Below are 24,978 nucleotides of genomic sequence, written 5' to 3'. Positions count from 1 at the left end.
ATGGTGCTGCCTTGCTACATCGCAGTCACAGCTTGCGCTGCTCCGGATTGCGCCAATAGCTCCGCCCACACGCGGAAGCGTGCGCCGTCGTTGAGCGGCACGATGTGAAACGGCTGGCCGAAGATCGCGAGCGGCTCATGGCCCGGCTCGAACCGCGGCCAGGCTTGAGCGATATCCGGCCTGCCGGTCGTGACGAAGCGCAAGACGCTCACCTGAAACCGCGCGGCGACATCAATGTCGGCCGGCGTCATCGGCCCGCCCTTGCGCTTGAGGATCGGCCGATCGATGAAATCAGGCAGATGCGCCCACAGGCAGGCGTTGTCCGCACCGTGTGTCGGCCCCTGCGACAGGAACGGCTCCAGCGCTGGGCGATGATCGAACCGGCTCAACCACACCGCGCCGCCTGCCGCAGCATGACGCCGCGCGAGATCGGCCATGGGGCGATGCCAGAACGCATCCGACAACAGCGCCTCGTACGGATCCTCGTCGAGGCGCGCGTTGGCGCGATAATAGGATAGCAGCCGGCACCAGCCGGCATCGCCGAACGCCGCGCGCACTTGTCGCTCGGTGGTGCGGATCATCGCGGCCGGCGGCACGCTCTTCAGGAACATCACCATCTCGTCGCGGCAGGAGCCGAGCCAGAGCGGAATGTCACGCAAAGTTCCGTCGGCGAAGACGTCGCGCGGCTCGCGCGCGATGACGGTGCCGTCGAGCACCGGACCGAACACGGTGCCTGCGTCGGTCTCGTCCGCGAGCCTGCGTCCGACGCGCTTTACCGCCGCAAACAGCTTTGGCAGCGGCACGGACGCAATCGCGCTGGGATCGCGCGCAAGCTCGAGCTCCTCGAGCACGTGGCGCGCGACATCGTCGGCATGATCGGCGCTCATGATGTTTCGGCCGGGCGCGCTCAGCGCGAGCGCACGGATAAACTTGCCTCTTGTCTGCGGCAGGGTTGCGAGCGCGATCACCATGGAGGCGCCGGCGGATTGTCCCGACAGCGTAATCGCATCCGGATCGCCGCCGAAATTCGCAATGTTGGCCCGGACCCAATCGAGCGCTGCGAGCGTATCCTGGAGCGCGAGGTTGTTGGCTTCGGTGAGGCCGTGACGATGCAGTTGCAGGAAGCCGAGCGGCCCGAGCCGGTAGTTGATGGTGACGATGACGGCCGGGCCGTGGGCGGCGAGGAAGGAGCCGTGATAGTCGGCGCCGCCGCCGGTGACGAAGGCGCCGCCATGGATGAAGAACTTGACCGGCAGCGGGTGATCCGCCGCCGGCGCCCAGATGTTCAGGCTGAGACAGGATTCCTCGTCAGCATGATCGAGATGGCCGGGCTGCGGCGCGTAAGCGCCGTAGTCCGTGCATTGGCGCGGCTCCGTCCACGCGAGCGGCGGTGTCGCCCTGGCAAAGCGCCGCGCGGTCGCGAACGGCACGCCCTTGAAGGCGCGTATGCCGTTCTGCTCGGCGCCGATGATCGGCCCGCTGGCGGTCGAAACTGCGTTGGTCAACATGCGACTTTCACTCATCCCGACTCAAGCGCGCTGCTTGCCGAGATCGGCGATGTCGACATTGTGGGTTTCGCGCGCGGTGGCCGCTGATGCCGCCGAGATCACGCAGCAGCAGGCAACGAAGATTGCCACGGGAATCCAGCCGTTCGGCCCTTCGCCGACCAGGCTCGCACTCACCAGCGGCGTGAAGCCGGCGGCGAGGAAGCCGAGCTGCGTGCCGATCGCCGTGCCGGAGTAACGCACGCGCGCGTCGAACATCTCCGCATAGAACGACGGCCAGATCGCGTTCGGCGCGGCGTAGATGACACCCGAGAGGATCATCGCCGCGGCGAAGATCGCCAGCGTATTCCCTGATGTCACCAGCATGAAGTACGGGAACACCAGCACCGCACAGCCGAGCACGCCACCGATGAACACCGGCTTGCGGCCGATCCTGTCGGCCAGCAGCGCCCACAGCGGCTGGGTGATCAGCGCGGTGACATTGCCGAGCACGCCGGCCCACAGCATGGTCGGGCGCGCGACGCCGAACTTGCTGGTGGCATAGCCGAGCGCGAACACCGCGGTCATCGTGCTCACGGTGGCGATCAGCGCACAGACGATCACGCGCAGCACGTCCGGCCAGTAGTCGCGCAAGAGCCTAACGACGGGAAAGCGCGCCACCTGCGCCTTGTCCTTGATGTCTTCGAAGACGGGCGTTTCCGGCATGGTCCTCCGCACCAGATAGGCGACCAGCAGCACGAGCGCGGAGAGCAGGAACGGAATGCGCCAGCCCCAGCTCAACAGCTGGTCTTCCGGCAGGCTCGACACCGGGATGAACACCAGTGTTGCAAGGATGGCGCCAGCCTGGGTGCCGCTCAGGGTCCAGCTCGTGAAGAAGGCGCGGTTGGAATTGGCGGAATGCTCCAGCGTCAGGGAGTTGGCTCCGCTCTGCTCGCCGGCGGCCGACAGGCCCTGCAACAGGCGGAGCAGCGTCAGGATGACAGGCGCGGCGTTGCCGATCGTCTTGGCATCCGGCAGCAGGCCGATCGCCAGCGTCGAGCCGCCCATCAGCACCAGCGTGAACAAGAGCACCGTCTTGCGGCCGATACGGTCGCCGAAATGGCCGAGGATGACGGCGCCCACGGGCCGGGCGATATAGCCGATGCCGAAGGAGAGCAACGCGAGCAGCGACGCGGTCGAGGGATCGACATTGGCGAAGAACACTTTTGGAAAGATCAGCGCCGCCGCGGTGCCGTAGATGAAGAAGTCGTAGTATTCGAGCATGCTGCCGACGAAGCTGACCAGCGCGGCGCGCTTCGGCAGCCTGTTCGGCGTGGCTTCCGCGCTGGATGATGCGCGCAGCGGTGCGGTTGACGTCAACGTCATTGAAAGCTCCTCCCCATGTGGCCGGTGCGGTTCGCGTCAGGCAGATCGCCTCGCGCGCGTTTTCTGGTTCTGGTTGCCGCAACTTTGGTTTGGAGCGATAATGTACGAACTAGTACGTTTATGCAATACGCATTGGATCAGTGCCCCGACGGGTGAAATTTGCCTTCACCTTCAAGGTGATCCGTGGAAACTGGCGGGAGAAACAGTGATGCTCGAGCGTATGCCGCCCCCATCGAAGCGCACCAACGACCCCGAGCGCACCAAGCGCGACATCCTCGAAGTGGCGATGGCCGAATTCGCCTCGGAGGGCTATTCCGGCGCCCGCGTCGATGCGATCGCGGCGCGCACGCGCACATCCAAGCGGATGATCTATTACTACTTCGGCGGCAAGGAGCAGCTCTATCTCGCGGTGCTGGAGGAGGCCTATCGCAGCATCCGCGCGCTGGAGGACCAGCTCGACATCGAAAGCTGCGACGCCCGCGAGGGATTGCGCCGGCTGATCGAGGCCACCTTCGACCATGACGAGCGCAATCCGAACTTCATCCGCCTCGTCAGCATCGAGAACATCCACCACGGCAAGCACCTGAAGCAGAATCTGCAACTGCGCCAGCTCAACGCCAGCGTGATCGCGACACTCGACGGCATCCTCGAGCGCGGCCGCGGCGAAGGCGTCTTCCGCGACGACGTCGACGCCATCGACCTGCACCTCGCCATCTCTTCCTACTGCTTCTTTCGCGTCGCCAACCGCCACACCTTCGGCGCCCTGTTCGACCGCGACCTCAGCGAGCCCAGGGTGCTGGCGACGAGCCGGACGCAGATCGTGGAGATGATCCTGGCGTGGCTTGGGGCGAAGGCTTAACAGCACACTCGCTGTCATTCCCCGCGACCCGGCTACGCCAAGGCTTCGCCGGGGCTGCGGTCCAGGGGCGCCGAAGCTTTAGCGTAGGCGGCAGGCGGGGAATCCAGTACGCCGCGGCCTATCGAGGAACCACTACCGGCTCTGGAATACTGGATCACCCGCTTTCGCGGGTGATGACGGCGGAGACCGGAGCCCCCCTCACCCGCCCCTCTTCCCCCGCGTGCTCGCCAGCAGCACCAGCATGAACGACGCCACCGTCATCAGCGTCGAGATCGCGGCGATGGTCGGGTCGATCTCGTCACGCAGCGCGGTGAACATGCGCTTGGTCAGAGGCTGATACTGGCCGCCGGAGATGAACAGCGCGACGATGGTCTCGTCCATCGCCGAGATGAAGGCGAAGATGCCGCCCGCGACCACGCTGGACTTGATCTGCGGCAGCGTCACCGCGAAGAAGCTGCGCAGGCGGTTCATGCCGAGGCTGCGCGCCACCATCTCCTGCGCCGGATCGAAGCTCTGCAAGCCCGCGAGCACCGAGATGACGACGTAGGGCAGGCCCAGCATCACATTCGCCAGCACGAGGCCGGGCATGGTCGCGACCAGGCCGACCTTTGCATAGACGAAGAAAATGCCGACCGCCGTGATGATGATCGGCACCACCAGCGGCAGCAGCAGTGCCATGTGGATGATGCGCATGATGCGCAGCTTCGACTGGCTGATCGCGTAGGCCGCAGCAACCCCGCACGGCGTTGCGATCAGGACCGTGAAGAAGGCGACCGTCAGCGTTACCCGCGTCGCCTGCATCCAGGCGGGATTGGCGAAATATTGCTGGTACCAGCGCAGCGAGAACGACGGCGGCGGGAACGTCAGGAAGCGCGCACTGGAAAACGAGATCGGCGCGATGATCAGGACGGGCAGGATCAGATAGACCAGCACCAGCGCGCTGATCACGTAGAGGACAATCCGTGCGGGCGAAGTGCGCGTCATTTTTGCCCCAACACGCGATCGAGCGAGATGAAGCGGCTGACGGCGAAGAAGATCAGGAGCACGCTCAGGAGCAGCACCACGGCGACCGCGCTCGCGGCGCCGAACTGGTTGTAGAGTTCGACATTGCGGCTCACCAGCATCGACACCATCACGGTGCGGCCGCCGCCGAGCAATTCCGGCGTGATGTAGAAGCCGAGGCAGAGCACGAACACCATGGTGCAGCCGGCGAGCACGCCCGGCAACGACAGCGGCAGGAACACGCGGAAGAAGGTAAGCGACGGGCTCGCCCCCAGGCTCGCGCCGGCCTGCATCAAATCACCGGGGATCTTCTGCATGGTGGCATAGAGCGGCAGCACCATGAACGGCAGCAGGATGTGCACGGTCGCAACCACCGTGCCGAACGTGTTGTGCACGAGCGCGAGCGGCTCGGAGATGACATCGAGATAGCGCAGGAACTGGTTGATCACGCCGGTGCGCTGGAGCAGCGCCAGCCAAGCATAGGCGCGGACCAGCACGGACGTCCAGAACGGCAGCACCACCAGCGACAGGATGAGGATGCTCCAGCCCTTCGGCACGGCGTTGGCGAGATAGGCGACGGGATAGCCGAGCAGCAGCGCGATGACTGTCACCGCGAGGCTGATCTCGAAGGTCAGCGCAAAGCTGCGCCAGTAGATGTCTTCCGTGAAGACCCGGCGATAGTTCTCCAGCGTGAAACCGTCATGGTAGATCGACTGCCAGGCGAGCCACCCGACCGGCAGCACGATCAGGAGAAGAATCACGAGCAGCGCCGGCGACACCAATGCCAGCATCAGCGCATGCTCGCGGCGCTGATGCTTTTGGGAGGAATCTGGCATGGATGTCGCCAAGGCTGACCTCGCTTACTTCTGCATGAACGACGCCCAGCGCTTCTCGGCGGCCTCGCCCGCGGGCGAGGACCACCAGGCGTAGGACATCAGCGCCTGCTTAGCCGCGTTCGCCGGCTCGCTCGGCAGCTGCGCGGCACGCTCGGGCTTGATCACGCCGGTCTCGAACGCCTTCGGATTGCCCGGGCCGTAGTCGATGTTGAGCGGCAGATTGGCCTGGTGCACGGGATCGACGGCCTCGTTGACGAATTTGACTGCCGTCTCCAGATTCGGCGCGCCCTTGAGGATGCAGAGCGAGGTGCTCTGAAGGACGCCCTGGTTGTAGGTGAAGGAGACCTTTGCACCCTCCTTGGCCACGGCGCTGACGCGGCCGTTCCACGCCATCTCCATGTCGACCTCGCCGTCGTTGAGCAGCTGCGCCGATTGCGCGCCTGAGGTCCACCACACCGTGATGTGCGGCTTGATCTCCTCCAGCTTCTTGAAGGCGCGGTCGACGTCGAGCGGGTAGAGCTTGTCGGGCGCGACGCCGTCGGCCATCAGCGCGGCCTCGAGCGTGGCGATCGGGTGATTGCGTAGCGCGCGGCGGCCGGGGAATTTCTTGACGTCCCAGAAATCCACCCAGCTGTTCGGCGCGTCCTTCGGAAACGTCTTCTGGCTGTAGGACAGCACGCTGGAATAGAACTCGTATGACACCGAATAGGGACTGCGATAGGCCTCCGGCATCGCCGCGCCGTTTGGAATCTTCGAGAAGTCGAGCTTCTCGATCAGCCCCTGCTCGCCGCCGCGCAGGCAGTTTCCGGTGGGGGTATCGACGACGTCCCAGATCGGCTTGCCGCTGCCGACCTGCGTCTTGATCGCGGGCCAGGCGTCGGGAATGGAGTCCTGGTTGATGGTGATGCCAAGCTTCTTGGCGGAGGGATCGAGGATCGCCACCGTCTGCGCCGCCTGATAGGCGCCGCCCTGCGAGACGAAGGTGATCTGCTCGGCGGCGCTCGCCGCGGTGCCGCTAAACGCGATGGCGCCCAACAGGGCGTAGCCAAATCCAGAATGCCGTTTCGTCATCATCCTCGCCTCCTCCATCACCAAATAATCTCACTGACCGATCGCATCGAGAAACTGGTACCAGCCGGCGACCATGCGCACGGCGGGCTCGCGCAGCGGATAGAACGGGATCGCCTTCATGCGCCTGATATCGAGCAGCCCTACCTCGGGCGTCTCGCCGCGCACGAAGGCGGCGAGATAGCGGCCCATCAGGCTCGACATCGCAACACCCGCGCCGTTGTAGCCCATCGAGACCAGCGTGCGGTCGTCGAGCCGGCCGATATGCGGCACCGAGTCCAGGGTCATGCCGACGAGGCCCGACCATTTGTACGCGAGCGGCACATCGGCGAGATCCGGGAAGATGCCGACCATCGCCTTGCGCAACGCGTCGAAGGCAGCTTGCGAGTCCTGCTTGCCGAAGGCGCCGCGGCCGCCGAAGATGACGCGGTTGTCGACCATGCGGAACCAGCGCATCATGCGCTTGGTCTCGGTGTAGGTGCGCCCCGTCGGCATCAGCTTGCCCGCGAGATTGCGCGGCAGCTGCTCGGTCGCGACCATGGCGCTGCGGAAAGGGATCAGCGTGCGCTGCATGTGCGCGGTCGCGCTGGTGAGATCGGAGTAGCTGTTGGTGGCGATGATCGCCTGCTTCGCGCGCACCGCGCCTTGCGGCGTCTCAGCGACGATGCCGCCATTCTCGCGCCGGAGTTTGACCACCGGCGACTCGTGGAAGATCGGAACGCCACGGCGCGCGACGCCATCGGCGAGCCCGCGCAGATAGTTCAGCGGATGAATGCCGCCGGAGCCGGGATTGAGCACGCCGCCGACAAAGATGTCGGAGCCGGTTTCGTCGCGCACCCCGCGCTTGTCGAGGATGCGGACTTCGGCGGAGCCCATCTCGCGCGTCATCCAGTTGGCTTCGTCGATCGCGGCCTTCAGCGTCGTCTCGTTATGCGCGGCCTTGACCTGGCCCGTGCGTGTCAGCGCCGCGCTGGCGATGCCGAATTCGGACACCAACTCCTCGACCATGTCAGTCGATTCATGCGCGATCTCGTACATGCGCTGCGCCATGGCGCGGCCATGGGTGGCGTCGATCTCGCGGAACGACAGGCGAAATTTTGCGGTGATCACCCCGCCATTGCGACCGCTTGCGCCCCAGCCGGGACGGTTCGCCTCCAGCACGACCGGCGACAGGCCGCTCTTGGCGATGTGGTGCGCCGCGGAGAGGCCCGTGTAGCCTGCACCGATGATCACCACATCCGCCTGTCGCTCGCCCGACAGCACGGGAAACGCGCGCGCCGGCTCCGCCGTGGCTTCCCACAGCGAGTTGGCCGATGGCAATGCGCTCCAGTCCCGTGTCATGCCGCCGCTCATGCCTTACGCCGCCGGTCCGATCGCCGCGTCGGCCAGCGCCTTCAGCGTCGGGAAGTGGAAGTCCGGCTTGGTCAGCGTCTCAACCGCCGGCGTGCCGCCGAAACCGGCGATGCCCTGGCGGCGCTCGATCCAGCACACCTTGTAGCCGAGCTTCCGCGCGATCCCGATGTCGTGGTACTGGCTCTGCGCGACGTGCAGGATGTCGGACTTCTTGTAGCCGAAGGCGGACTGGCGTCCCTTATTGTAGGCGAAGAACTCCGGGTTCGGCTTGGTAACGCCGGTATCGTCGGCGCAGACGGTATCGTCAAAGGGATTTCCGAGCGCGTGCGCATAGCACGACAGCGCGACCCGGTCAGCATTGGTCATCGCCACCAGCCGGAATTTCGTGCGCAGACGCTTCAGCGCCTCGACCGAATCCGCGAACGGCCCCCAGCGCAGCACCGAAAGCTGGAACACATCGCAGGACGCATCGTCGGAGGGAAGCCCGAGCTCCTTGGCGAGATGGCGATAGACGTGGAACATCGCCTCGCTCGAGCGCTCATAATGCTTGTCGCGGCCGCGCTTATAGGGCTCGAAGATCTGCTCGTCGCTGAGCTCGGCCGGCGACTTGCCGGAGATCTTGCGCACCGCGGAGAGCACGCCGGTCTCGAAATCGATCAAGGTGCCGACGACGTCGAAGGTGAGAACCTTGAAATTGCTGAACGAGGCTGCTGACGACATCTTTGGTTTCTTCTCTCGGTTGAACAGGGCTTGAGTTCAGTCCCCCGCCCTGGGGACAACGATGGTGTCCTCGGGGTGAAGGGTCACGGTGAGGCTGCCGCCGAGCGGCGGGATGCGGCTGTAGGCCTGGTGATAGCTCGGCTGGCGCAGGCTGAGCGCGATGCCATCGGTGAGCGCCAGGAAGATGCGGAGGCTCTCGCCCTGGTAGACGATGTCGGTGACAGTTCCGGTCAGCCGGTTGCAGGCGGCATCCTGCGCGCCGTCGTCGATCAAGAGCTTTTCGCTGTGCACGGCGAGCATCAAGGCATCGCCTGAGGGAATGGCGCGGGCGCTGCGCAAGAGCGCGTTGCCGAGCGCGACGCTGGAGGCATCGACGCGGCGAACCGGCAGCATCGTCGCTTCTCCGATGAAGCTCGCGACGAAGGAATCCGCGGGATGATCGTGCAGCCGCTCGGGTGCGTCGATCTGGATCAGCCGGCCGTCCTTCATCACGGCGACGCGGTCGCTCATGGTCAGCGCCTCGCGCTGGTCGTGGGTGACGTAGATGATGGTGGCGCCGATGCGCCGGTGCAGCGCGCGCAGCTCGATCTGCATGGATTCGCGGAGCTGCTTGTCGAGCGCGGAGAGCGGCTCGTCCATCAGGATCAGGCGCGGCTCGAAGATCATCGCGCGCGCCAGCGCCACGCGCTGGCGCTGGCCGCCGGAGAGCTGCGCGATGCCGCGCTCTTCATAGCCGGCGAGACCGACCATCGCGAGCGCTGCGCGCACCTTGTCGGGCCAGCTCGCTTTCGGCAGGCGCCGTGCGCGCAGGGGAAAGGCGACGTTCTCGCCGACGCTCATATGCGGGAACAGCGCGTAGTTCTGGAACACCACGCCGATGTCGCGCTTGTGCGGCGGCATCCAGGTGACGTCACGGCCGCCGAACAGGATGGTTCCGCTCGACGGCAGGATGAAGCCGCCGAGAATTCCAAGCAGCGTGGTCTTGCCGGAGCCGGAGGGCCCGAGCAGCGAGACGAATTCGCCGGCGCCGACATTGAGCGAAACGTCGTCGAGAGCGCGAACGGGGCCATACGCCTTGCTCGCGGACCTGATCTCGACGCTTTCCGCTCGTTTGTCCAACGATCGACCTCGCCTCGTTCCCTGCAATGGCGTGCCTCACTGCGCGCCATAAGCCTGCTTTATAGACAGGAATTTTGAGCACTCACGGCCGAAGCGTGCACCGCACCAAATCTTCGTTCGCAAGCCCTTTCTTTAGGCTGTGATGCCGATGACACCAGACTTGGCAAAACTCGGCAATTGCCAAATTCTCACCGTGTCCATAACATGGCGTTATGCCCGAGCTACGCCGGATGCTGCCCTCCAGTAACGCCCTGTTCGTCTTCGACGCAGCGGCGCGCAATGGCAGTTTCACGGCGGCAGCAGCCGAGCTCAACGTCACGCAGCCGGCGGTGAGCCGGATGCTCGGACAGTTCGAGGAGCATCTCGGCGTCCGCCTGTTCGACCGCACTGCCGGGCGCGCGGTGCTCACCGAGGAAGGCGAGCTGCTTTATCGCCGCGTGCTCGAAGGCTTTCGCAGCATCGAGACCGGGCTCGTCGAGATCGAACGGCGCCGCAAGGGCACCGAGACGGTGACGCTGTCGGTCTCCTCCGCCTTCACCACGCATTGGCTGATGCCGCGCATCGACAAGCTCCAGAAGCAGTTTCCCGAGGTCGATCTGCGCTTCCAGCTGATCTCCGGCGCGCTGCGCGGACCGGTCGAGAATGTCGACCTCGGCATGCGCTTCCGTGACCGCGACGAGCCGTCGTCCGGCGGCACGCTGGTGATGAAGGAAGTCATGCTGCCGATGTGCAGCCCTGGCTATCTCGGCGAGACCGATCCCGCTGAAGGCAACACCATCATTCGCCTCGCCGAGACGCCGGGCGACTGGGCGGCGGATTACGCCTCGCTTCTCACCGGCCGCCGCGGCGCGGCCAAGGCGCTGAGCTTCACCGACTATGCCGTCGTGATGCAGGCTGCCCTGCTCGGCCAGGGCATCGCGCTCGGCTGGCTGACGGTGGCCTCGCACTGGCTCCTGACCGGCGCGCTGGTGCCGGCCTCCGAGACGCTCACCACCACGCGGCGCATCTGCGAATTCCTGCCGCCGCGCAACCGGCCGATGCGCCCCATCGCCGCCGAGATCCGCGACTGGATCATCGCGCAGATGAAAAGCGAGATCGCCGCGATCGACCGGCTCTATCCGAAGCTCGGCGCGATGGCCGCCTGCTATTGATGCCGAACGATCACGGCGCGCTACCCCGGCCGAAAGCGCAGATTGGCGCGCGATAGCTGGCTGATCGACGTGCATCCCATCAGCTTCATATCGCGCACGAGCTCGGCCCGCAGCAGGCCGAGGGCCCGTTCGACGCCGGGCCGGCCGGCGGCGGCGAGCGGATAGAGATAGTATCGTCCAAGCCCGACCGCCTTGGCCCCGAGCGACAGCGCTTTCAGGATATGGGTTCCGCGCTGGATGCCGCCGTCCATCATCACGTCGATGCGGTCGCCCACGGCATCGACGATTTCGGCGAGTTGATCGAAAGCCGAGCGGGAGCCGTCGAGCTGGCGGCCGCCATGATTGGAAAGGACGATCCCGGCACAGCCGATATCGACGGCGCGGCGCGCGTCTTCCACCGACATGATCCCCTTCAGGCAGAACGGGCCGTTCCAGGTCCGCACCATCTCCGCGACATCGTCCCAGTTCATCGCGGGATCCAGCATTTCCGTGAAGTAGCGACCGATCGACATGGCGCCGCCGCTCATGTCGACATGCTCTTCCAGCTGCGGGAGCCTGAATTTCTCGTGGCTGACATACTGGATGCCCCACATCGGCTTGATCGCGAACTGCAACATGCCCGCAGGTGTCAGGCGGAAGGGAATGCTGAAGCCGGTGCGCAGATCACGCTCGCGATTTCCCCCGGTGATGCTGTCGACCGTCAGCATCATCACCTCGACGCCCGCGTCCCTGGCGCGCTGCATCATGGCGCGGTTGAGACCGCGATCCCTGTGGAAATAGAATTGATAGACCTGTGGCGTGTCGTGGGCCTTGCGCAATTCCTCGAGCGACACCGTGCCCAGCGAGGAGACGCCGAACATGGTGCCGTAGCTCGCCGCAGCAGCGGCGACGGCACGCTCGCCTTCATGATGGAACAGGCGCTGCAAGGCGGTCGGCGAGCAGTAGAACGGCAGCGCGAGCTTCTGGCCCATGATGGTGACCGACAGATCGACGTCCTGCACGCCGCGCAACACGTTGGGCAGAAGGTCGCAATGCTCGAAGCTCGCGCTGTTGCGGCGATGGGTGGTCTCATCGTCGGCCGCGCCATCGATATAGTCGAAGATCGGACCGGGCAGTCGGCGGCGCGCCAGCCGCCGGAAATCGTGGAAGTTATGACACTGTGTCAGGCGCATTTCTCAACTCCGCTCACGGCATGCTCTGCGCGTCGATCATCTTGCCATCGCGCCGCCGATGCTGTCAGCGGTCGCCATCGCGGCGATCTCTCGCCTGATGGCGCCGCCGGTCTCCTATCGATGCTCGATCGCCCTGATCGCGCCGCGGAGCTCGGCGAGGCCGCGCAGGCGTCCGATCGCGGTGTAGCCGGGATTGGTGCGCTTGGTTGCGGCGAGATCGTCGAGCATACGATGGCCGTGGTCGGGACGGAACACGATTCTCTTGTCGGGCGAACGCCGTGCGTTCTCCTTCAACAGCGCCTTCAGCACCGCGACCATGTCGACGTCGCCATCGAGATGATCGGACTCGTAGAATGACAGGCCGTCGGCCTCGCGCTTGGTCGCGCGCAGATGGGCAAACGCAATGCGCGGGCCGAAGCGCTCGGCCATCGCGGGCAGATCGTTCCCGGCGCGCACGCCGAGCGAGCCGGTGCACAGGCAGATGCCGTTCGCCTTGGACGGCACGGCGTCGAACAGCGCCTGATAGTCGTCGGCGGTGGAGGCAATGCGCGGCAGGCCGAACAGCGGACGCGGCGGATCGTCGGGATGCAGCGTCAGGGACACCCCGAGTTGCTCGGCGACCGGCGTGACGCGGCCCAGGAACTCGGCGAGATGCTGCCGCAGGATCTTTGGCGTGATGTCGCGATAGGTCTCCAGCCGGTCGCGGAATTGCGGGATCGTCATCGGCTCGGTGGTCGAGCCCGGCAGCGCGCTGGCGATGACCATGACGAGATAGTCGATATCGGCCTGGCTCATCTGGTCGAACAGCTTTTTGGCGCGCGCCTGCTGTTCGGGCGAATACTCCTGCACGGCGGCGGGACGCTTCAGGATATGCAGCTCGAACGCGGCAAAGCGGTCCTGGTCGAAGCGCATGGCGCGGGCGCCGTTCGGCAGCTCCCACTCCAGATCGGTGCGGCACCAGTCCACCACCGGCATGAAATTGTAGCAGATGATCTTGATGCCGGCCGCCGCCACCGCTTCGAGACTCGCGATCCACGCGTCGATCGAGGCCGTCGCCTTGGCCCCGAGCCGCTTGACGTCGTCGGGGATCGGAATGGACTCCACCACCGACCAAGTCAGTTGCGAGCGGCCGGGCTGGCCGTGCTCGATGAAGTTCTTGCGCTCCTCGACCGCCTTGCGTGTCCAGGCTTCGCCGATCGGCACCTGATGCAGCGCCGAGACGATATCCGTCGCCCCGGCCTGCCTGACATCGTCCAAAGACACCGGATCATCCGGACCGTACCAGCGCCATCCCTCGAGCATCATCGAAATTCTCCTAAAGCGTTTTCGGGCGAAGTGGATACCGGTTCGCGTGAAGAAAACGCGTCAAAACAAAGAATCAGTTCGCGGTCAGCACGACCTTGACGCTCTGCGAGCGGTCCAGTGCCAGCCGCAGCGCGTCCGGCGCGGTCGACAGCGGCCGCTCGGCGGTGACCAGCGACAGCACGTCGACGCTGCCTGCGCCGATCAGTTCCACCGCGGTCATGAACTCGAAGCCGAAGCGGAACGAGCCGCGCAGGTCGATCTCCTTGGCCATCACCGCATTCGACGGCGTCGGAATCTGGCCGCCCGGCAGATTGCCGATCTGCACCACAATGCCGCCGCGCCTGACTATGCCGATCGCGCTGGCAAGGCCCGCGGCGGTGCCCGAGACCTCGAACGCCACATCATAGGGACGCGATGCGGCCTGTGCCTTCAGTCCTTCCTCGCCGGCCGAGACGTTCTCGACATGCGAAGCGCCGAGCCGGGTCGCAAAGGCGAGCGGCGCCGGCGCGATGTCGGCCACCGTGATGTCGGCCATGCCGGCGCGATGTGCGGCGAGCATGGTCAAAAGCCCGATCGGGCCGGCACCGAAGATGATGCCGCGCTTGCCCTCGATGTTGCCGGCGCGCGCGACCGCGTGCAGGCAGACCGCGAGCGGCTCGGCCAGCGCCGCGGCCTGATAAGATACGTGGTCGGGGATCTTGACGCACTGCGCCGGGATCGCGTCGAAATAGTTGGCGAAGCCGCCCTGCATGTGCGGCGTCTTCGACGCCGAGCCCATGAAGTAGATGTTCTCGCAGAGGTTCGGCCGGCCCTCGCGGCAGGCGACGCAATGGCCGCACCAGCGCGACGGATTGACGGCGACACGGTCGCCGACCTTCAGGTTCGCTGCGGAACCTGCGATCTCCACGACTTCGCCCGAGATCTCGTGACCGAGCACGAGCGGCGACTTCACGACGAAATCGCCGGTCCGGGCATGACGGAAATAATGCATGTCGGAGCCGCAGATGCCGCCGGCGCCGAAGCGGATGCGCACCATGCCATCAGCGAGCTTGTCGAGCGGATGCTCGATCATGCGCAGATCTTCGGGGCCGAACAGGGTTGCGGCGAGAGCGGTGGAGGTCATTTGGAGAGTCCCATGTATTTAGGCAGCCAGAGGGTCAGTTCGGGAATGTAGGTGATCGCGATCAGCGCGACCATCAGCGGCACCAGCCAGGGCAGGATCGCGACCGTCGTGCGCTCGACCGAGAGCTTGGCCACGCGGGCGAGCACGAACAGCACCATGCCGAGCGGTGGATGCAACAGGCCGATCATCAGGTTCAGCGTCATGATCAGCCCGAAATGGATCGGATCGATGCCGAGCTTGAGCACGATCGGCAGCAGGATCGGCACCAGGATGGTGATCGCCGCCGTGGTGTCGATGAAGCAGCCGACGAACAGGATCAGGACGTTGGCGAGCGCCAAAAACACCCATTTGTTGTGGGTGATGCTGAGCATCCAGTCCGAAAGCATTTGGGCTGCCTGCGACACCGTCAGCAACCAGGCGAAGATCGAGGCTGCCGTGACGATGAACAGCACCGAGGCCGTGGTCTCGATGGTGTCGAAGGTCGCCTTCGCCACCGTCTTCAAGGTCATGGTACGGTAGCGGACGAGACCGAGGAACAGCGACCAGATCACGGCGGCGACCGCGGCCTCCGTCGGCGTGAACCAGCCGAGCGTCATGCCGCCGATCAGGATGACCGGCGCCATCAGCGCCATTACCGCCGAGAAGTCGAAGTACCAGTCGATCGCGAGCAGCGTGCCGAGGCCGATGACAACGGCCATGTTGGTGGACATGCCGGCCAGCACCATCAGCCAGATCGCGAGCGGGAAAGCCAGCACGATGGCGATCTCGATGCCGGCCGAGCCGAGCTGCGGCCAGGAGAACGGCGTATCGCTGCCCCATTTGTTCTTGTGCGCGAAATAGGTGACGGTGGCCATCATCAGCAGCGTCATGACGATGCCGGGAATGACGCCGCCAAGGAACAGCGCACCGATCGAGACGTTCGCCATCATGCCGTAGATCACGAAGGGCAGCGACGGCGGGATGATCGGCCCGAGCGTGGCTGAGGCCGCGGTGACGCCGACGGAGAACTCGGTGGAATAGCCGTGGTCCTTCATCGCCTTGATCTCGATGGTGCCGAGACCGGCGGCGTCCGCGATCGCCGTGCCCGACATGCCGGAGAAGATCACCGAGCCGATGATGTTGACGTGACCGAGGCCGCCGCGCATCCAGCCGACCAGCGCGACCGCAAATTTGTAGATGCGGCCGGTCACACCGGCGATGTTCATGAGATTGCCGGCCAGGATGAAGAACGGCACCGCGAGCAGCGGAAAGCTCTCGACGCCGGCGATCATGCGCTGCGCCAGCGTGACATCGGGCGTCACGCCGCTGACCAGGATGTAGAGCAGCGACGACGCGGCCATGGCGATCGCCACGGGAACGCCGAGCAGCATCAGGATGAGAAAGCCTCCAAGCAACAGCAACATGGGATTACCCTTCAAAACCGTCGTAGGCGCCGGGACGTTCGAGGATCGAATAACCCTGTCGCAAATGTTGGATGGCCACCTGCACCGAGCGCACGAACATCAGCACGAAGCCGGCCAGCACGGCGTAATAGACGTAGTCCTTGGGCAGGTTGATCGTGGTCATCGATTCATCGCCGATGATCTGGATATAGACCCAGACCAGCTTGATGGCGTAGCCGAAGAACGCGATCCGGATCAGGTCGATCGCCGTCGACAGCGCGCGCGCTACGATGTGCGGCAGATAGCGGTAGATCAGGTCGACCTGGATGTGGCGTGAAAGCCGTACGCACATCGAGGAGCCGATGAAGACCACGCCGATCAGGCAGTAGGTCGCGATCTCCTCGGTCCAGGCATAGCTGTCGTTGAGGACGTAGCGGGTGAAGAACTGGAGGAAGACGGCAAGCGCCATCACCCAGAAGATCACCAGCGCCACCCAGTCCTCGAAAGCGTAGACGCCGAGATCGACCTTCGGCACCGCCTCTTCCTCGAAGGTGTGGGCGATCTCGTCCCCGGTGATCTGCCGGTGCACTTCGACGGTGGACATGGGGTTACTCCTCAACCTCTTAATCGTCATTCCGGGGTGACTCGAAGAGCCGAACCCGGAACGACGACTTAGTTCTACGAACTCCACTCCTCATCCTGAGGAGCTTGCGAAGCAAGCGTCTCGAAGGATGGCCTCGGGCGACGCCTGAGCAACATCCGGGCCTTCATGGTTCGCCCGGCGATGCGAAGCATCGTCCGGAGCGCGCTTCGCGCTCCTCACCATGAGGGTCTCAGTTATTTCACCGCCTGAATGCGTTCCCAGTCGGCCTTGCGATAACCGAAGGTCTCGAACGCAACGTTCTTCAGCACGATGTCGCGGAACTCGTTCTTGTCGACCTCGGTCACGGTCAGTCCCTTCTCCTTGAAGAAGGAAACCAGCTTGGCCTCGTTCTGCTTGATCTCCGCGGTCGCCTTCGCAGCGGCCTCCTGCGCGACGTCGGTGAAGATCTTCTTGTCCTCGTCGCTGAGCTTCTTCCAGAGCGCGCCCGCCACCACCGTGTTGAGGTGGTCGACGATGTGGCCGGTCAGCACGATGTGCTTCTGCACTTCGTAGAACTTCTTGGCCTCGATCGTGGTCAGCGGGTTCTCCTGCGCCTCGACGGTGCCGTTCTGAAGCGCGAGATAGACTTCGGCGAACGCGATCGGCGCGGTGTTGGCGCCGCAGGCGCGCGGCATCGCCAGATAGGCCGGAACGTCGGGCACGCGCATCTTGAGGCCCTTGAGGTCGGCGCAAGTCTTGATCGGTTTGTTCGACGAGGTCTGGCGCACGCCGTAATAGGTCACCGCGACGATGTGGTGGCCGCTCTTGTCCTCATAGCCCTTGGCGAGCTCCTTGAAGATGTCGCTCTTGGTGTAGGCAAGGAGATGGTCGGCGTCGCGGAAGGTGTAGGGATAGTAGGTCACGCCGATCGGCGGGAAGCTCTTGGCCGCGAAGCTCGAGCCGGAGATGATGATGTCGACCGAGCCGAGCGAGAGGCCCTGGTTGATGTCGGCTTCCTTGCCGAGCTGCGACGCCGGATAAACGTCCACGGTATAGCGCCCGTTGGTGCGCTTGCCGATCTCCTGCGCGGCCCAGACCGAGGCGGTGTGGAACGGCTCCGAGGTCTCGTAGACATGGGCCCATTTGAGCTTGGTCTGCGCCATGCCGGGATTGGTCGCCGCGAACGAAGTCGCCAGCACCATCGTCATCTTCTTCAACACTGACTTATCCTCCACTGACTAAAGTCTGCTTCTTGTTCACCCGCCCCAAAACCGGGACGAGCCGCCCAATCTCATCGTCGCCGCGCGTTGCCGCTTTTGGCCTGCGTCTTCGCGCGTTTTGGTTTTGCCGGTTTCGCCGGCGTGCGCGCGACCCGGCCTCGCTCCGCGGGCGATCCCGCGGCGGTCTCGGCACCAAAGTTCTGCGCAAAGCGCTCCTGCGAGCGCGCCAGATGCTTGCGCATGGCCTCGCGCGCGGCGTCCGGATCATGCGCCGCAATCGCGTCACGCACGGCGCAATGCTCGTCGAGCGCGGTGCGCCAGGTGCCTGGGCTCTCGAAGTAATGCGCAAGCTGCGCGAAATAGGGATTGAGGCGCTGGTCGAACAGCTCGCCGACCACGCGCACCAGCACGGCATTGCCGAGACTGCCGGCGATCGCGACGTGGAAGGCACGGTCGTGCACCATCGAGGCCTCGCCGGGATGCTCGACATTCTCCATGGCGACAAGCGACGCATTGATGCGGGCGATATCGTCCTTGGTCGCCACGCGCGCGGCCTGCTCGGCGAGCGCGCTTTCGAGGAATTCGCGGGCGCGCAAGAGCTCGAACGGGCCTTCGATGCCGGCGGCCGGAAGCGCAGGCGCGGCGTCCGCTGGCTCGGTCACATAGATGCCGGAGCCGACGCGAATGCGGACGCGGCCCTCGACCTCGAGCGCGATCAGGGCTTCGCGCACCGTCGGCCGCGAGATCTTGAGCTGCTCGGCGAGTTCCCGTTCGGTCGGCAAGCGGCTGCCGACCGCGTACTCGCCGCTGTCGATCAGGCTTCGCAATTGATCGGCGACCTGGCGGTAAAGCCGTCTCGCCTCCACAGCTTCCAGCGGCACGCTGGCCTCCCCGAAAGGGTCTCGCTGGGAAGCATCGCGTCCCGGCGGCCCGCCAATTTTGGAAAATTGGTCTTACCAATTGACCGAAGCATTGACCGAGGACAGGCGCCATGTCAAGCAGCGGCCAAACACAGGGAGAGACGACCATGCGCCATAGTTCAACGCGTCTTGGCCGCGCCAATCTCGACCGGCTGGCGCCCGCCATCCGCCGGCCGGCCTATGACCGCTCGCGCGTTACGCCCGGCATCGTGCATCTGGGCCTGGGCGCATTTCATCGCGCGCACCAGGCCGTCGTCATCGACGACTGCCTGGCCGTCGTCATCGACGACTGCCTGGCCGCAGGCAACTCCTCCTGGGGTATCGTCGGCGCGAGCCTGCGCAGCCCGGATACGCGCGACGCCCTCGCCCCGCAGGATCATCTCTACACTGTCGCCGTACGTGCCGCCGAAGGCACCGAGCACCGCGTCATCGGCGCGCTGCTCGACAGCGTCGTCGCGCGCGAGAAGCCGGCAGCACTGGTCGATCGGATGGCCGATCCCGCCATTCGCATCGTCTCGCTGACGGTCACCGAAAAGGGCTATTGCCACACGCCGCAGACCGGCGATCTCGACGAGCGGCATCCGGATGTCGTGCACGATCTCAACAATTTTGACGCGCCGCGCTCGGCGCCCGGCTTCATCGTGGCCGCACTGGCGCGCCGGCGTGCACAGGGGCTGGCGCCCTTCACCGTACTCTGCTGCGACAATCTCGCCGCCAACGGCCACACCGTGCAGCGGATCGTGACGCAGTTCGCCGCGCTCCGCTCGAAGGACCTCGGCAAATGGATCGCCGATAGTACTGCCTTCCCGTCGACCATGGTCGACCGCATCGTGCCGGAGACGACGGACGCCGACCGGGATGCGATCTCGAACGCGCTCGGCATGCGCGACGCCTGGCCTGTGATGACCGAGCCGTTCACGCAATGGGTGGTCGAGGACCGCTTCACGGCGGGGCGGCCCGATTTGGCCGCCGCCGGTGTCGAGCTCGTCACCGACGTCAAGCCGTTCGAGCTGATGAAGCTGCGACTGCTCAACGCCAGCCATTCGGCGCTGGCCTATCTCGGCTATCTCGCGGGCTACGAGACCATCGCCGACACCATGCTGGATCCGCATTTCGCCCGTCTCGCCGCGCAGGTGATGGAAGAGGCCGCGGTGACGCTGACGATGCCTGTTGGCACCGATCTCGCCGCCTATCGCGCCTCGCTGCTCAAGCGCTTCGCCAACCCGGCGCTGCATCACCGTACCTGGCAGATCGCGATGGACGGCTCGCAGAAGCTTCCGCAGCGCCTGCTCGGCGCGATGCAGGATCGCCTGCGCAAAGACCTGCCGATCGCGACGCATGCGCTCGCTGTGGCCGGCTGGATGCGTTACGTCACCGCACGCGACGAGCAGGGCCGCGCCATCGACGTTCGCGATCCGCTCGCCGCCGAGTTCGCCGCGCTGGCGCGCGAGGCGGGTCCCGTCGCCGAACGGCTCGCGCCCGCATTGCTCGGGGTCGAGAAAGTGTTCGGACCGCTGGGCACCGAGCCGCGCCTGCGCGAGGCCGTGACCACGGCGCTCGGCCGTCTTTATAAGGATGGTGCGCGGCGAGCGGTGGAGACATCTGTCTCGGCGTGACCACAAAGCAGGCAATGCTGCACTGCGGTCCAAATCGAACGCAAAGTCGGACGGAAGTCGCGCTTGATTTTTGCCTGCCATTGCCCCACCCGAGAGGCATGGCAAAGGACAATAAGGTCATCGCCGCGAACGCGGCCTTCTACGCCGCCTTTTCAACGGGCGACTTCGACGAAATGGAGCGGATGTGGGCGGATGACGACGCCATTTCCTGCATCCATCCCGGCTGGCCGGCCATCATCGGCCGGGCGACGGTGATCGGCAGCTGGCGCGACATCCTGCAAAATCCGGAGCGGCCGCAGATCGTCTGCGCCGAACCGCAGGCGATCGTCGACGGCGACAGCGCGCGCGTGCTCTGCATCGAGATCGTCGACGGCACCGCTTTGGCCGCGGCCAACCATTTTCGGCGTGTCGGCGACGGCTGGCGGCTGGTGCACCACCAGTCGAGCCCGATCGCGCAGATTGTCGAGCAGGCTGAAGACGATAGAACGAGCCACCGCGTCCACTGACCGCGGCGGGCCGGCCGGCGCTTTCTACTGTGCATGGGGTTGTTTTTCAGTTTTTTGTCTTGAGCCCCCAAGTTCCGACAAATCGTCCAGCACGACCTGCGCCGCACTGAAATCATCGTCCCGAAAGAACATGCTCCTGGTGATGAGCACCGGAATGTTCGCCCGCGAGGCCGCGATCAGGCCGTTGCGGGAATCCTCGATCGCGACGCAGTCGGCTGCGCCCAGCTTCAGCCGCGCCAGGGTTTCCAGATAGACATCGGGGGCCGGCTTCTTGTGGCGGACATCGTCGCCTGCGACGACCGCATCAAAATCTGCCGCCCAGCGCGTTCCCAACGCTTGCGACAGCAGCGCATCGATATTGCCGTGCGAGGTGGTGGTCGCGATCGCGAGCCGTTGGCCACGGGCCCTCGCGGCGGTGAGCAGGTCCGCCACACCGGGCCTCAAGGGGCAGCAGCCGGTTTCGATCAGCTCGGCGTAATGCGCGGTCTTGATGCGGTGAAGGGCTGCGATATCGGCATCCGGCAATGGCGGCGCGACCTGCAGCCTCGCGTGAAAGGCGCGCATGCGCTCCTTGCCGCCGGTGACACGCAGCAGCTCCTTGTAGACGGCCCGGTCCCACTGCCAGTCGAGGCCGTGACGGACGAAGGCATGGTTGAAGGCCCGCCGATGCAGCTCCTCGGTTTCGGCCAGCGTGCCGTCGACATCGAAGATCAGCGCGGCGGCGCGCCCGATCAACTCCGCGGCACCGCATGGCACTGCGGCCGGCGCTTCTGCCTGCATGACCGACACCTCCCTCCTGACAAGCGAGCATCGCGTGCCCTGGCGGCCGAGTAAAATTGCAATATCTTTTGCCGGACCCAAAAATCCCTTATGAGCGAACGGCGCGCAGTTCGCGCGAGCGGGAACTCCAGCACGGCAGGCGCATGCGGCTCTTCATCCTCGGCCTCGGCTACAGTGCCCGGCATTTCGTCGGCCAATTCGGCGGCGCCTTCTCGCATATCGCCGGCACCGTGCGCGATCCCGGCAAGCGAAACGACCTTGCCGATATCGAGGTGCACACCTTTTCCGGCAGCAGTCCGGCCCGCGAGGTGGTCGAGCGAGTCCGCGACGCCGATGTCCTTCTCATATCGATCCCGCCCGGCAGCGCGGGCGACCCCGCAGTTACGGCCCTTGGCGACGCGCTCGCGAGCCGGCGGCGGAAGATCGTCTATCTCTCCACCATCGGCGTCTATGGCGATCACGCAGGCCGCTGGGTTGACGAGAGCACGCCGCCGCAGGCCACCCTCGACCGCACGCGCACGCGCGTTGCGGCGGAGCAAGCCTGGACCGCCACGGCGCGCGGCGACGTCGCGATCCTGCGGCTTGCGGGCATCTACGGTCCCGGCCGCAACGCGCTGGTGACGCTGCGGGCGGGGACGGCCCGGCGCATCATCAAGCCGGGACAGGTCTTCAACCGCATCCACGCCGACGACATCGCGACCGCGATCATGGCCGCGGTGAAGCACAGTGACGGCGGCACATGGAACGTCTGCGACGACGAGCCGGCGCCGCCGCAGGAGGTGATCGCTTATGCGGCGAAGCTGATGGGCCTTGCGCCGCCGCCCGAAGAGCCGTTTGAAACCGCCGAGATGTCGGCGATGGCCCGCAGCTTCTATGCCAGCAGTGCCCGGGTCTCCAACGCGAAACTGAAGCACGAGCTCGGTGTCACGCTTGCTCATCCGACCTATCGGCATGGCCTGGATGCATTGTGGCGCACCGGGCAAGGGCGATAGGTTCCGGTTATCTCCGACGCGTCCCAGACATGCCCCGCCCGCGCTTGACTTCGCTCAGGCGCAGCCGTGATCTAGCCGCTCGGCGAGCCACCACAGAACGAGCTCGCCTTGGGAGGATGCAATGAACAAGACGATCGCCATGATCGCGACGGCGGTTGCCGTCATCACGTTCGGTGCGGCGCGCGCCGCACCACTGCCCGAAGCCAGCCCTGATGACGCCGGTTTCTCGAAGCAGGGTCTCGCGCGGCTCGACAGCTTTTTCGCGCGCGAGATCGCCGCCAAGCGCGTCCCCGGCGCCGTCGTCGCGGTGGCGCGGGACGGCAAGCTCGTGCACTACAAGGCTTACGGCATGCTCGATCCGGACAAGGGCACGCCGATGCCGGTCGACGCGATCTTCGCGCTGGCCTCGATGACCAAGCCGATGGCGGCGGTCGCCGGCCTGACGCTGATGGAGAAAGGCCAGTTGCCGCTCCAGGCGAAGCTGTCCGACTACTATCCAGGCTTTGCCGACATGAAGGTCGGCGCGACCGAGGCCAATGGCTCGCTCAAGCTCGAACCGCAGGCCTCCCCGATCTTCATCCACGATCTCTACCGGCATACGTCCGGATTGATGTATGGCGGCCGCCCCGACTCATCAAGCCCGGTGGCGCGGCAATACCCCGATGGCGTCGCCCCGGCGGTGGAAGGCGACACTGAGGCCTTCATCGACCGCATCACAAAACTGCCGCTGGCGCATCAGCCCTCGACCGAGTTCGAATACGGTTTTTCGATCGACGTGCTCGGCGCCGTCGTCGAGAAGGTCAGCGAGCAGAGGCTCGGCGACTATCTCGCCGCCAATGTGTGGCAGCCGCTCGGCATGAAGGACGCGACCTTCCACCCGACCGACGCACAGCGCCCTCGCCTCGCCCGCCCGTTTGCCAATGATCCGCTGACCGGCAAGCCGCAGGCCATCAAGCTGCTGGACACTCCGACCAAGTTCGACTGCGGCGGCGCCTGCTCGTTCGCGACGATGGGCGATTACATCCGCTTCGGCCAGATGCTCCTGAACGGCGGCGAGCTCGACGGCCAGCGCATTCTTTCCCCGAAGACCGTGCATCACATGACGAACAACCACCTCGGTCCCGAGATCAAGAACAATGTGGCGAACATCGAGCCGCATCGCGCCGGCTTCGGCTTTGGTCTCGCGGTCGCGGTCCGGACCAGCGAAGGGCTGTCGTCGGTTCCCGGCAATCCCGGCGAGTTCACCTGGAACGGCGCCTACGGGACGCAGTTCTTCTGCGATCCCAAGGAGCGTCTCGTCGTGGTGGTGGGAACGGCGGCGCCGGGCGAGCTCAGGAAATACTATCGCGAGCAGGTGCAGGACATCGTCTATGGCGCGATGGTGAAGTAAGACCGGCGCGCTGGAATAGAAAGGGCGGCCGCTCAGGCCGCCCTTTGCGAATCTGGCGTCAGCTCAACACGCCGTACCTCTTGAACCAGGCCTGGGCCTGCTTCCAGGCGTCTTCCGCCGCATCCTTGCGATAGCTGCCGCGATAGTCGGCATGGAAGCCGTGCGGCGCCTGCGGATAGATCTTGAATTCGGCGATCTTCTTGTCCTGCTCAAGCGTCGCCTTGAACTGCTCGACCTGGGCCACGGGAATGCCGGTATCGGCGCCGCCATAGAGGCCGAGCACCGGCGCCTTCATCTCGGGGGCGAGCTGAATCGGACTCTTCGGCCACACCGGATTGGCGGGATCGACCGGCGCACCGTAGAACGCGACACCGGCCTTGAGGGTGCCACTGTGGGCAGCGTATTCCCAGACATTGCGGCCACCCCGGCAGAAGCCGATGATGCCTAGCTTCGTGGTGTCGCCGCCTTGCGATCCCGCCCACGCCACCGTCGCATCGAGATCGGACAGCAGCTCGGCGTCCGGCTTGGCATTGACGACCGGCAGCAGATCCTTGATGTCGGTGACCTTGGTGAGATCGACACCCTTGCGGAAATAATAGTCGGGCGCGACCGCGAAGGCGCCGAGCTTGGCGAGGCGCCGTGTCACATCCTTGATGTATTCGTGCAGGCCGAAAATCTCCATCGCCACGATGATCACCGGCGCCTTGGTGTTGCCGGCCGGGCGCGCGAAATAGGCAGGCATCTCTTCGGAGCCGACCTTGATCCTGGTGTCGCCAGCCTGGAGGCCGCCGGTATCTGTCGTGATGATTTCGGCACGGACCGGACCGGCCGCAAGCGTGTAGCCGGCAGCGACGGCCGCGGTGGCGCTCATGAATCCGCGGCGCGAGACCGGCGCGACTTTCGTCAGCCCGACGACGTCGGATGTCATGGTGGTTTCGAAGCTCATCGGTCGATCCTTCCTGATGCTGGGCCCTGATTCCTCAGGCGGCGCATTCGCCGATAATTGCCGGC

At 65.3% G+C, this 24,978-nt stretch carries 23 protein-coding genes; 6 read left to right on the top strand and 17 right to left on the bottom strand.

Translation table 11 applies throughout. From position 1 onward, the window contains the following. Positions 1 to 14 precede the first annotated feature (14 nt). Together AB7531_RS08440 and AB7531_RS08435 are read right to left on the bottom strand one after the other, a co-directional pair. Entirely contained in the window at positions 15 to 1,508 is a 1,494-nt protein-coding gene (locus tag AB7531_RS08440) for a carboxylesterase family protein (RefSeq protein ID WP_063986121.1), read from the bottom strand. Between the two features lie 21 nt (positions 1,509 to 1,529). Beyond that, positions 1,530 to 2,870: an MFS transporter gene (locus AB7531_RS08435; protein WP_084794985.1), complete on the bottom strand. Its 1,341-nt coding sequence runs from the start codon at positions 2,868 to 2,870 to the stop codon at positions 1,530 to 1,532. Positions 2,871 to 3,078: 208 nt separating this feature from the next. Between AB7531_RS08435 and AB7531_RS08430 the strand changes: the two genes are divergently transcribed. Further along, positions 3,079 to 3,729, top strand: a complete 651-nt coding sequence (locus AB7531_RS08430; RefSeq protein WP_063981336.1) for a TetR/AcrR family transcriptional regulator — start codon at positions 3,079 to 3,081, stop codon at positions 3,727 to 3,729. A gap of 198 nt (positions 3,730 to 3,927) precedes the next feature. On the opposite strand, the gene AB7531_RS08425 is transcribed toward AB7531_RS08430, so the two are convergent. The 6 genes from AB7531_RS08425 to AB7531_RS08400 are packed head-to-tail and all read right to left on the bottom strand — an operon-like array spanning position 3,928 to position 9,827. Then, positions 3,928 to 4,713: an ABC transporter permease gene (locus AB7531_RS08425; RefSeq protein ID WP_063981335.1), complete on the bottom strand. Its 786-nt coding sequence runs from the start codon at positions 4,711 to 4,713 to the stop codon at positions 3,928 to 3,930. Further along, the gene (locus AB7531_RS08420) at positions 4,710 to 5,567 is read right to left on the bottom strand and encodes an ABC transporter permease (protein WP_245328551.1); all 858 of its coding nucleotides are present in this window, start codon (positions 5,565 to 5,567) and stop codon (positions 4,710 to 4,712) included. Before AB7531_RS08420 ends, AB7531_RS08425 begins: the two co-directional genes overlap by 4 nt. A gap of 24 nt (positions 5,568 to 5,591) precedes the next feature. Then, positions 5,592 to 6,641, bottom strand: coding sequence for an ABC transporter substrate-binding protein (locus AB7531_RS08415; RefSeq protein WP_063986119.1), 1,050 nt, complete (start codon positions 6,639 to 6,641; stop codon positions 5,592 to 5,594). 27 nt (positions 6,642 to 6,668) lie between these two features. Then, positions 6,669 to 7,976, bottom strand: coding sequence for an NAD(P)/FAD-dependent oxidoreductase (locus tag AB7531_RS08410; protein WP_063986118.1), 1,308 nt, complete (start codon positions 7,974 to 7,976; stop codon positions 6,669 to 6,671). 15 nt (positions 7,977 to 7,991) lie between these two features. Beyond that, entirely contained in the window at positions 7,992 to 8,708 is a 717-nt protein-coding gene (locus tag AB7531_RS08405; RefSeq protein WP_063981334.1) for an HAD family hydrolase, read from the bottom strand. A gap of 36 nt (positions 8,709 to 8,744) precedes the next feature. Then, positions 8,745 to 9,827 (bottom strand): ABC transporter ATP-binding protein, encoded by a 1,083-nt coding sequence (locus AB7531_RS08400; protein ID WP_063981333.1) that lies wholly within the window; start codon positions 9,825 to 9,827, stop codon positions 8,745 to 8,747. Positions 9,828 to 10,039: 212 nt separating this feature from the next. Between AB7531_RS08400 and AB7531_RS08395 the strand changes: the two genes are divergently transcribed. Further along, on the top strand, positions 10,040 to 10,978 hold the full coding sequence (locus AB7531_RS08395) for a LysR family transcriptional regulator (protein ID WP_028147133.1): 939 nt from the start codon (positions 10,040 to 10,042) through the stop codon (positions 10,976 to 10,978). Positions 10,979 to 10,998: 20 nt separating this feature from the next. On the opposite strand, the gene AB7531_RS08390 is transcribed toward AB7531_RS08395, so the two are convergent. The 7 genes from AB7531_RS08390 to AB7531_RS08360 all read right to left on the bottom strand — a co-directional run bounded on the left by AB7531_RS08390 (position 10,999) and on the right by AB7531_RS08360 (position 18,644). Further along, positions 10,999 to 12,150: an alpha-hydroxy acid oxidase gene (locus AB7531_RS08390; RefSeq protein WP_063981332.1), complete on the bottom strand. Its 1,152-nt coding sequence runs from the start codon at positions 12,148 to 12,150 to the stop codon at positions 10,999 to 11,001. A 114-nt stretch (positions 12,151 to 12,264) separates the two neighbouring features. Beyond that, positions 12,265 to 13,455, bottom strand: a complete 1,191-nt coding sequence (gene uxuA / locus AB7531_RS08385) for a mannonate dehydratase (RefSeq protein WP_084794984.1) — start codon at positions 13,453 to 13,455, stop codon at positions 12,265 to 12,267. 73 nt (positions 13,456 to 13,528) lie between these two features. Next, positions 13,529 to 14,578 carry an L-idonate 5-dehydrogenase gene (locus AB7531_RS08380; RefSeq protein WP_063981331.1) on the bottom strand — a complete coding sequence of 350 codons (1,050 nt, stop codon included), beginning with the start codon at positions 14,576 to 14,578 and terminating at the stop codon, positions 13,529 to 13,531. Continuing rightward, complete coding sequence (locus tag AB7531_RS08375; protein ID WP_063981330.1) at positions 14,575 to 15,981, bottom strand: TRAP transporter large permease; 1,407 nt, start codon at positions 15,979 to 15,981, stop codon at positions 14,575 to 14,577. Before AB7531_RS08375 ends, AB7531_RS08380 begins: the two co-directional genes overlap by 4 nt. A 4-nt stretch (positions 15,982 to 15,985) precedes the next feature. Then, positions 15,986 to 16,564, bottom strand: a complete 579-nt coding sequence (locus tag AB7531_RS08370; protein ID WP_063981329.1) for a TRAP transporter small permease — start codon at positions 16,562 to 16,564, stop codon at positions 15,986 to 15,988. Between the two features lie 233 nt (positions 16,565 to 16,797). Further along, positions 16,798 to 17,745, bottom strand: a complete 948-nt coding sequence (locus tag AB7531_RS08365) for a sialic acid TRAP transporter substrate-binding protein SiaP (RefSeq protein ID WP_063986116.1) — start codon at positions 17,743 to 17,745, stop codon at positions 16,798 to 16,800. Positions 17,746 to 17,834: 89 nt separating this feature from the next. Next, positions 17,835 to 18,644, bottom strand: coding sequence for a FadR/GntR family transcriptional regulator (locus AB7531_RS08360; RefSeq protein ID WP_063981328.1), 810 nt, complete (start codon positions 18,642 to 18,644; stop codon positions 17,835 to 17,837). Positions 18,645 to 18,790: 146 nt separating this feature from the next. On the opposite strand from AB7531_RS08360, the gene AB7531_RS08355 reads away from it, so the two are divergent. Both AB7531_RS08355 and AB7531_RS08350 read left to right on the top strand, forming a co-directional pair. Next, a complete protein-coding gene (locus tag AB7531_RS08355; protein ID WP_441279928.1) occupies positions 18,791 to 20,299 on the top strand; it encodes a mannitol dehydrogenase family protein in 1,509 nt (502 codons plus the stop codon). Positions 20,300 to 20,397: 98 nt separating this feature from the next. Continuing rightward, positions 20,398 to 20,805 carry a nuclear transport factor 2 family protein gene (locus tag AB7531_RS08350; RefSeq protein ID WP_014492699.1) on the top strand — a complete coding sequence of 136 codons (408 nt, stop codon included), beginning with the start codon at positions 20,398 to 20,400 and terminating at the stop codon, positions 20,803 to 20,805. A gap of 24 nt (positions 20,806 to 20,829) precedes the next feature. Here AB7531_RS08350 and AB7531_RS08345 read toward each other — a convergent pair whose 3' ends face one another. Next, positions 20,830 to 21,585: an HAD family hydrolase gene (locus AB7531_RS08345; RefSeq protein WP_063981326.1), complete on the bottom strand. Its 756-nt coding sequence runs from the start codon at positions 21,583 to 21,585 to the stop codon at positions 20,830 to 20,832. A gap of 143 nt (positions 21,586 to 21,728) precedes the next feature. On the opposite strand from AB7531_RS08345, the gene AB7531_RS08340 reads away from it, so the two are divergent. Together AB7531_RS08340 and AB7531_RS08335 are read left to right on the top strand one after the other, a co-directional pair. Then, positions 21,729 to 22,577 carry an SDR family oxidoreductase gene (locus tag AB7531_RS08340; RefSeq protein WP_063981325.1) on the top strand — a complete coding sequence of 283 codons (849 nt, stop codon included), beginning with the start codon at positions 21,729 to 21,731 and terminating at the stop codon, positions 22,575 to 22,577. A gap of 121 nt (positions 22,578 to 22,698) precedes the next feature. Beyond that, complete coding sequence (locus AB7531_RS08335) at positions 22,699 to 23,967, top strand: serine hydrolase domain-containing protein (protein WP_063981324.1); 1,269 nt, start codon at positions 22,699 to 22,701, stop codon at positions 23,965 to 23,967. A 58-nt stretch (positions 23,968 to 24,025) separates the two neighbouring features. Here AB7531_RS08335 and AB7531_RS08330 read toward each other — a convergent pair whose 3' ends face one another. Beyond that, entirely contained in the window at positions 24,026 to 24,913 is an 888-nt protein-coding gene (locus tag AB7531_RS08330) for a dienelactone hydrolase family protein (protein WP_063981323.1), read from the bottom strand. Positions 24,914 to 24,978: the final 65 nt, after the last annotated feature.

The sequence above is a fragment of the Bradyrhizobium sp. 63_E2_N1_3 genome (genome assembly GCF_052076005.1).
GTDB classification, from domain to species: Bacteria; Pseudomonadota; Alphaproteobacteria; order Rhizobiales; family Xanthobacteraceae; genus Bradyrhizobium; species Bradyrhizobium barranii.
This window is presented reverse-complemented; position numbering and strand designations above follow the sequence as displayed.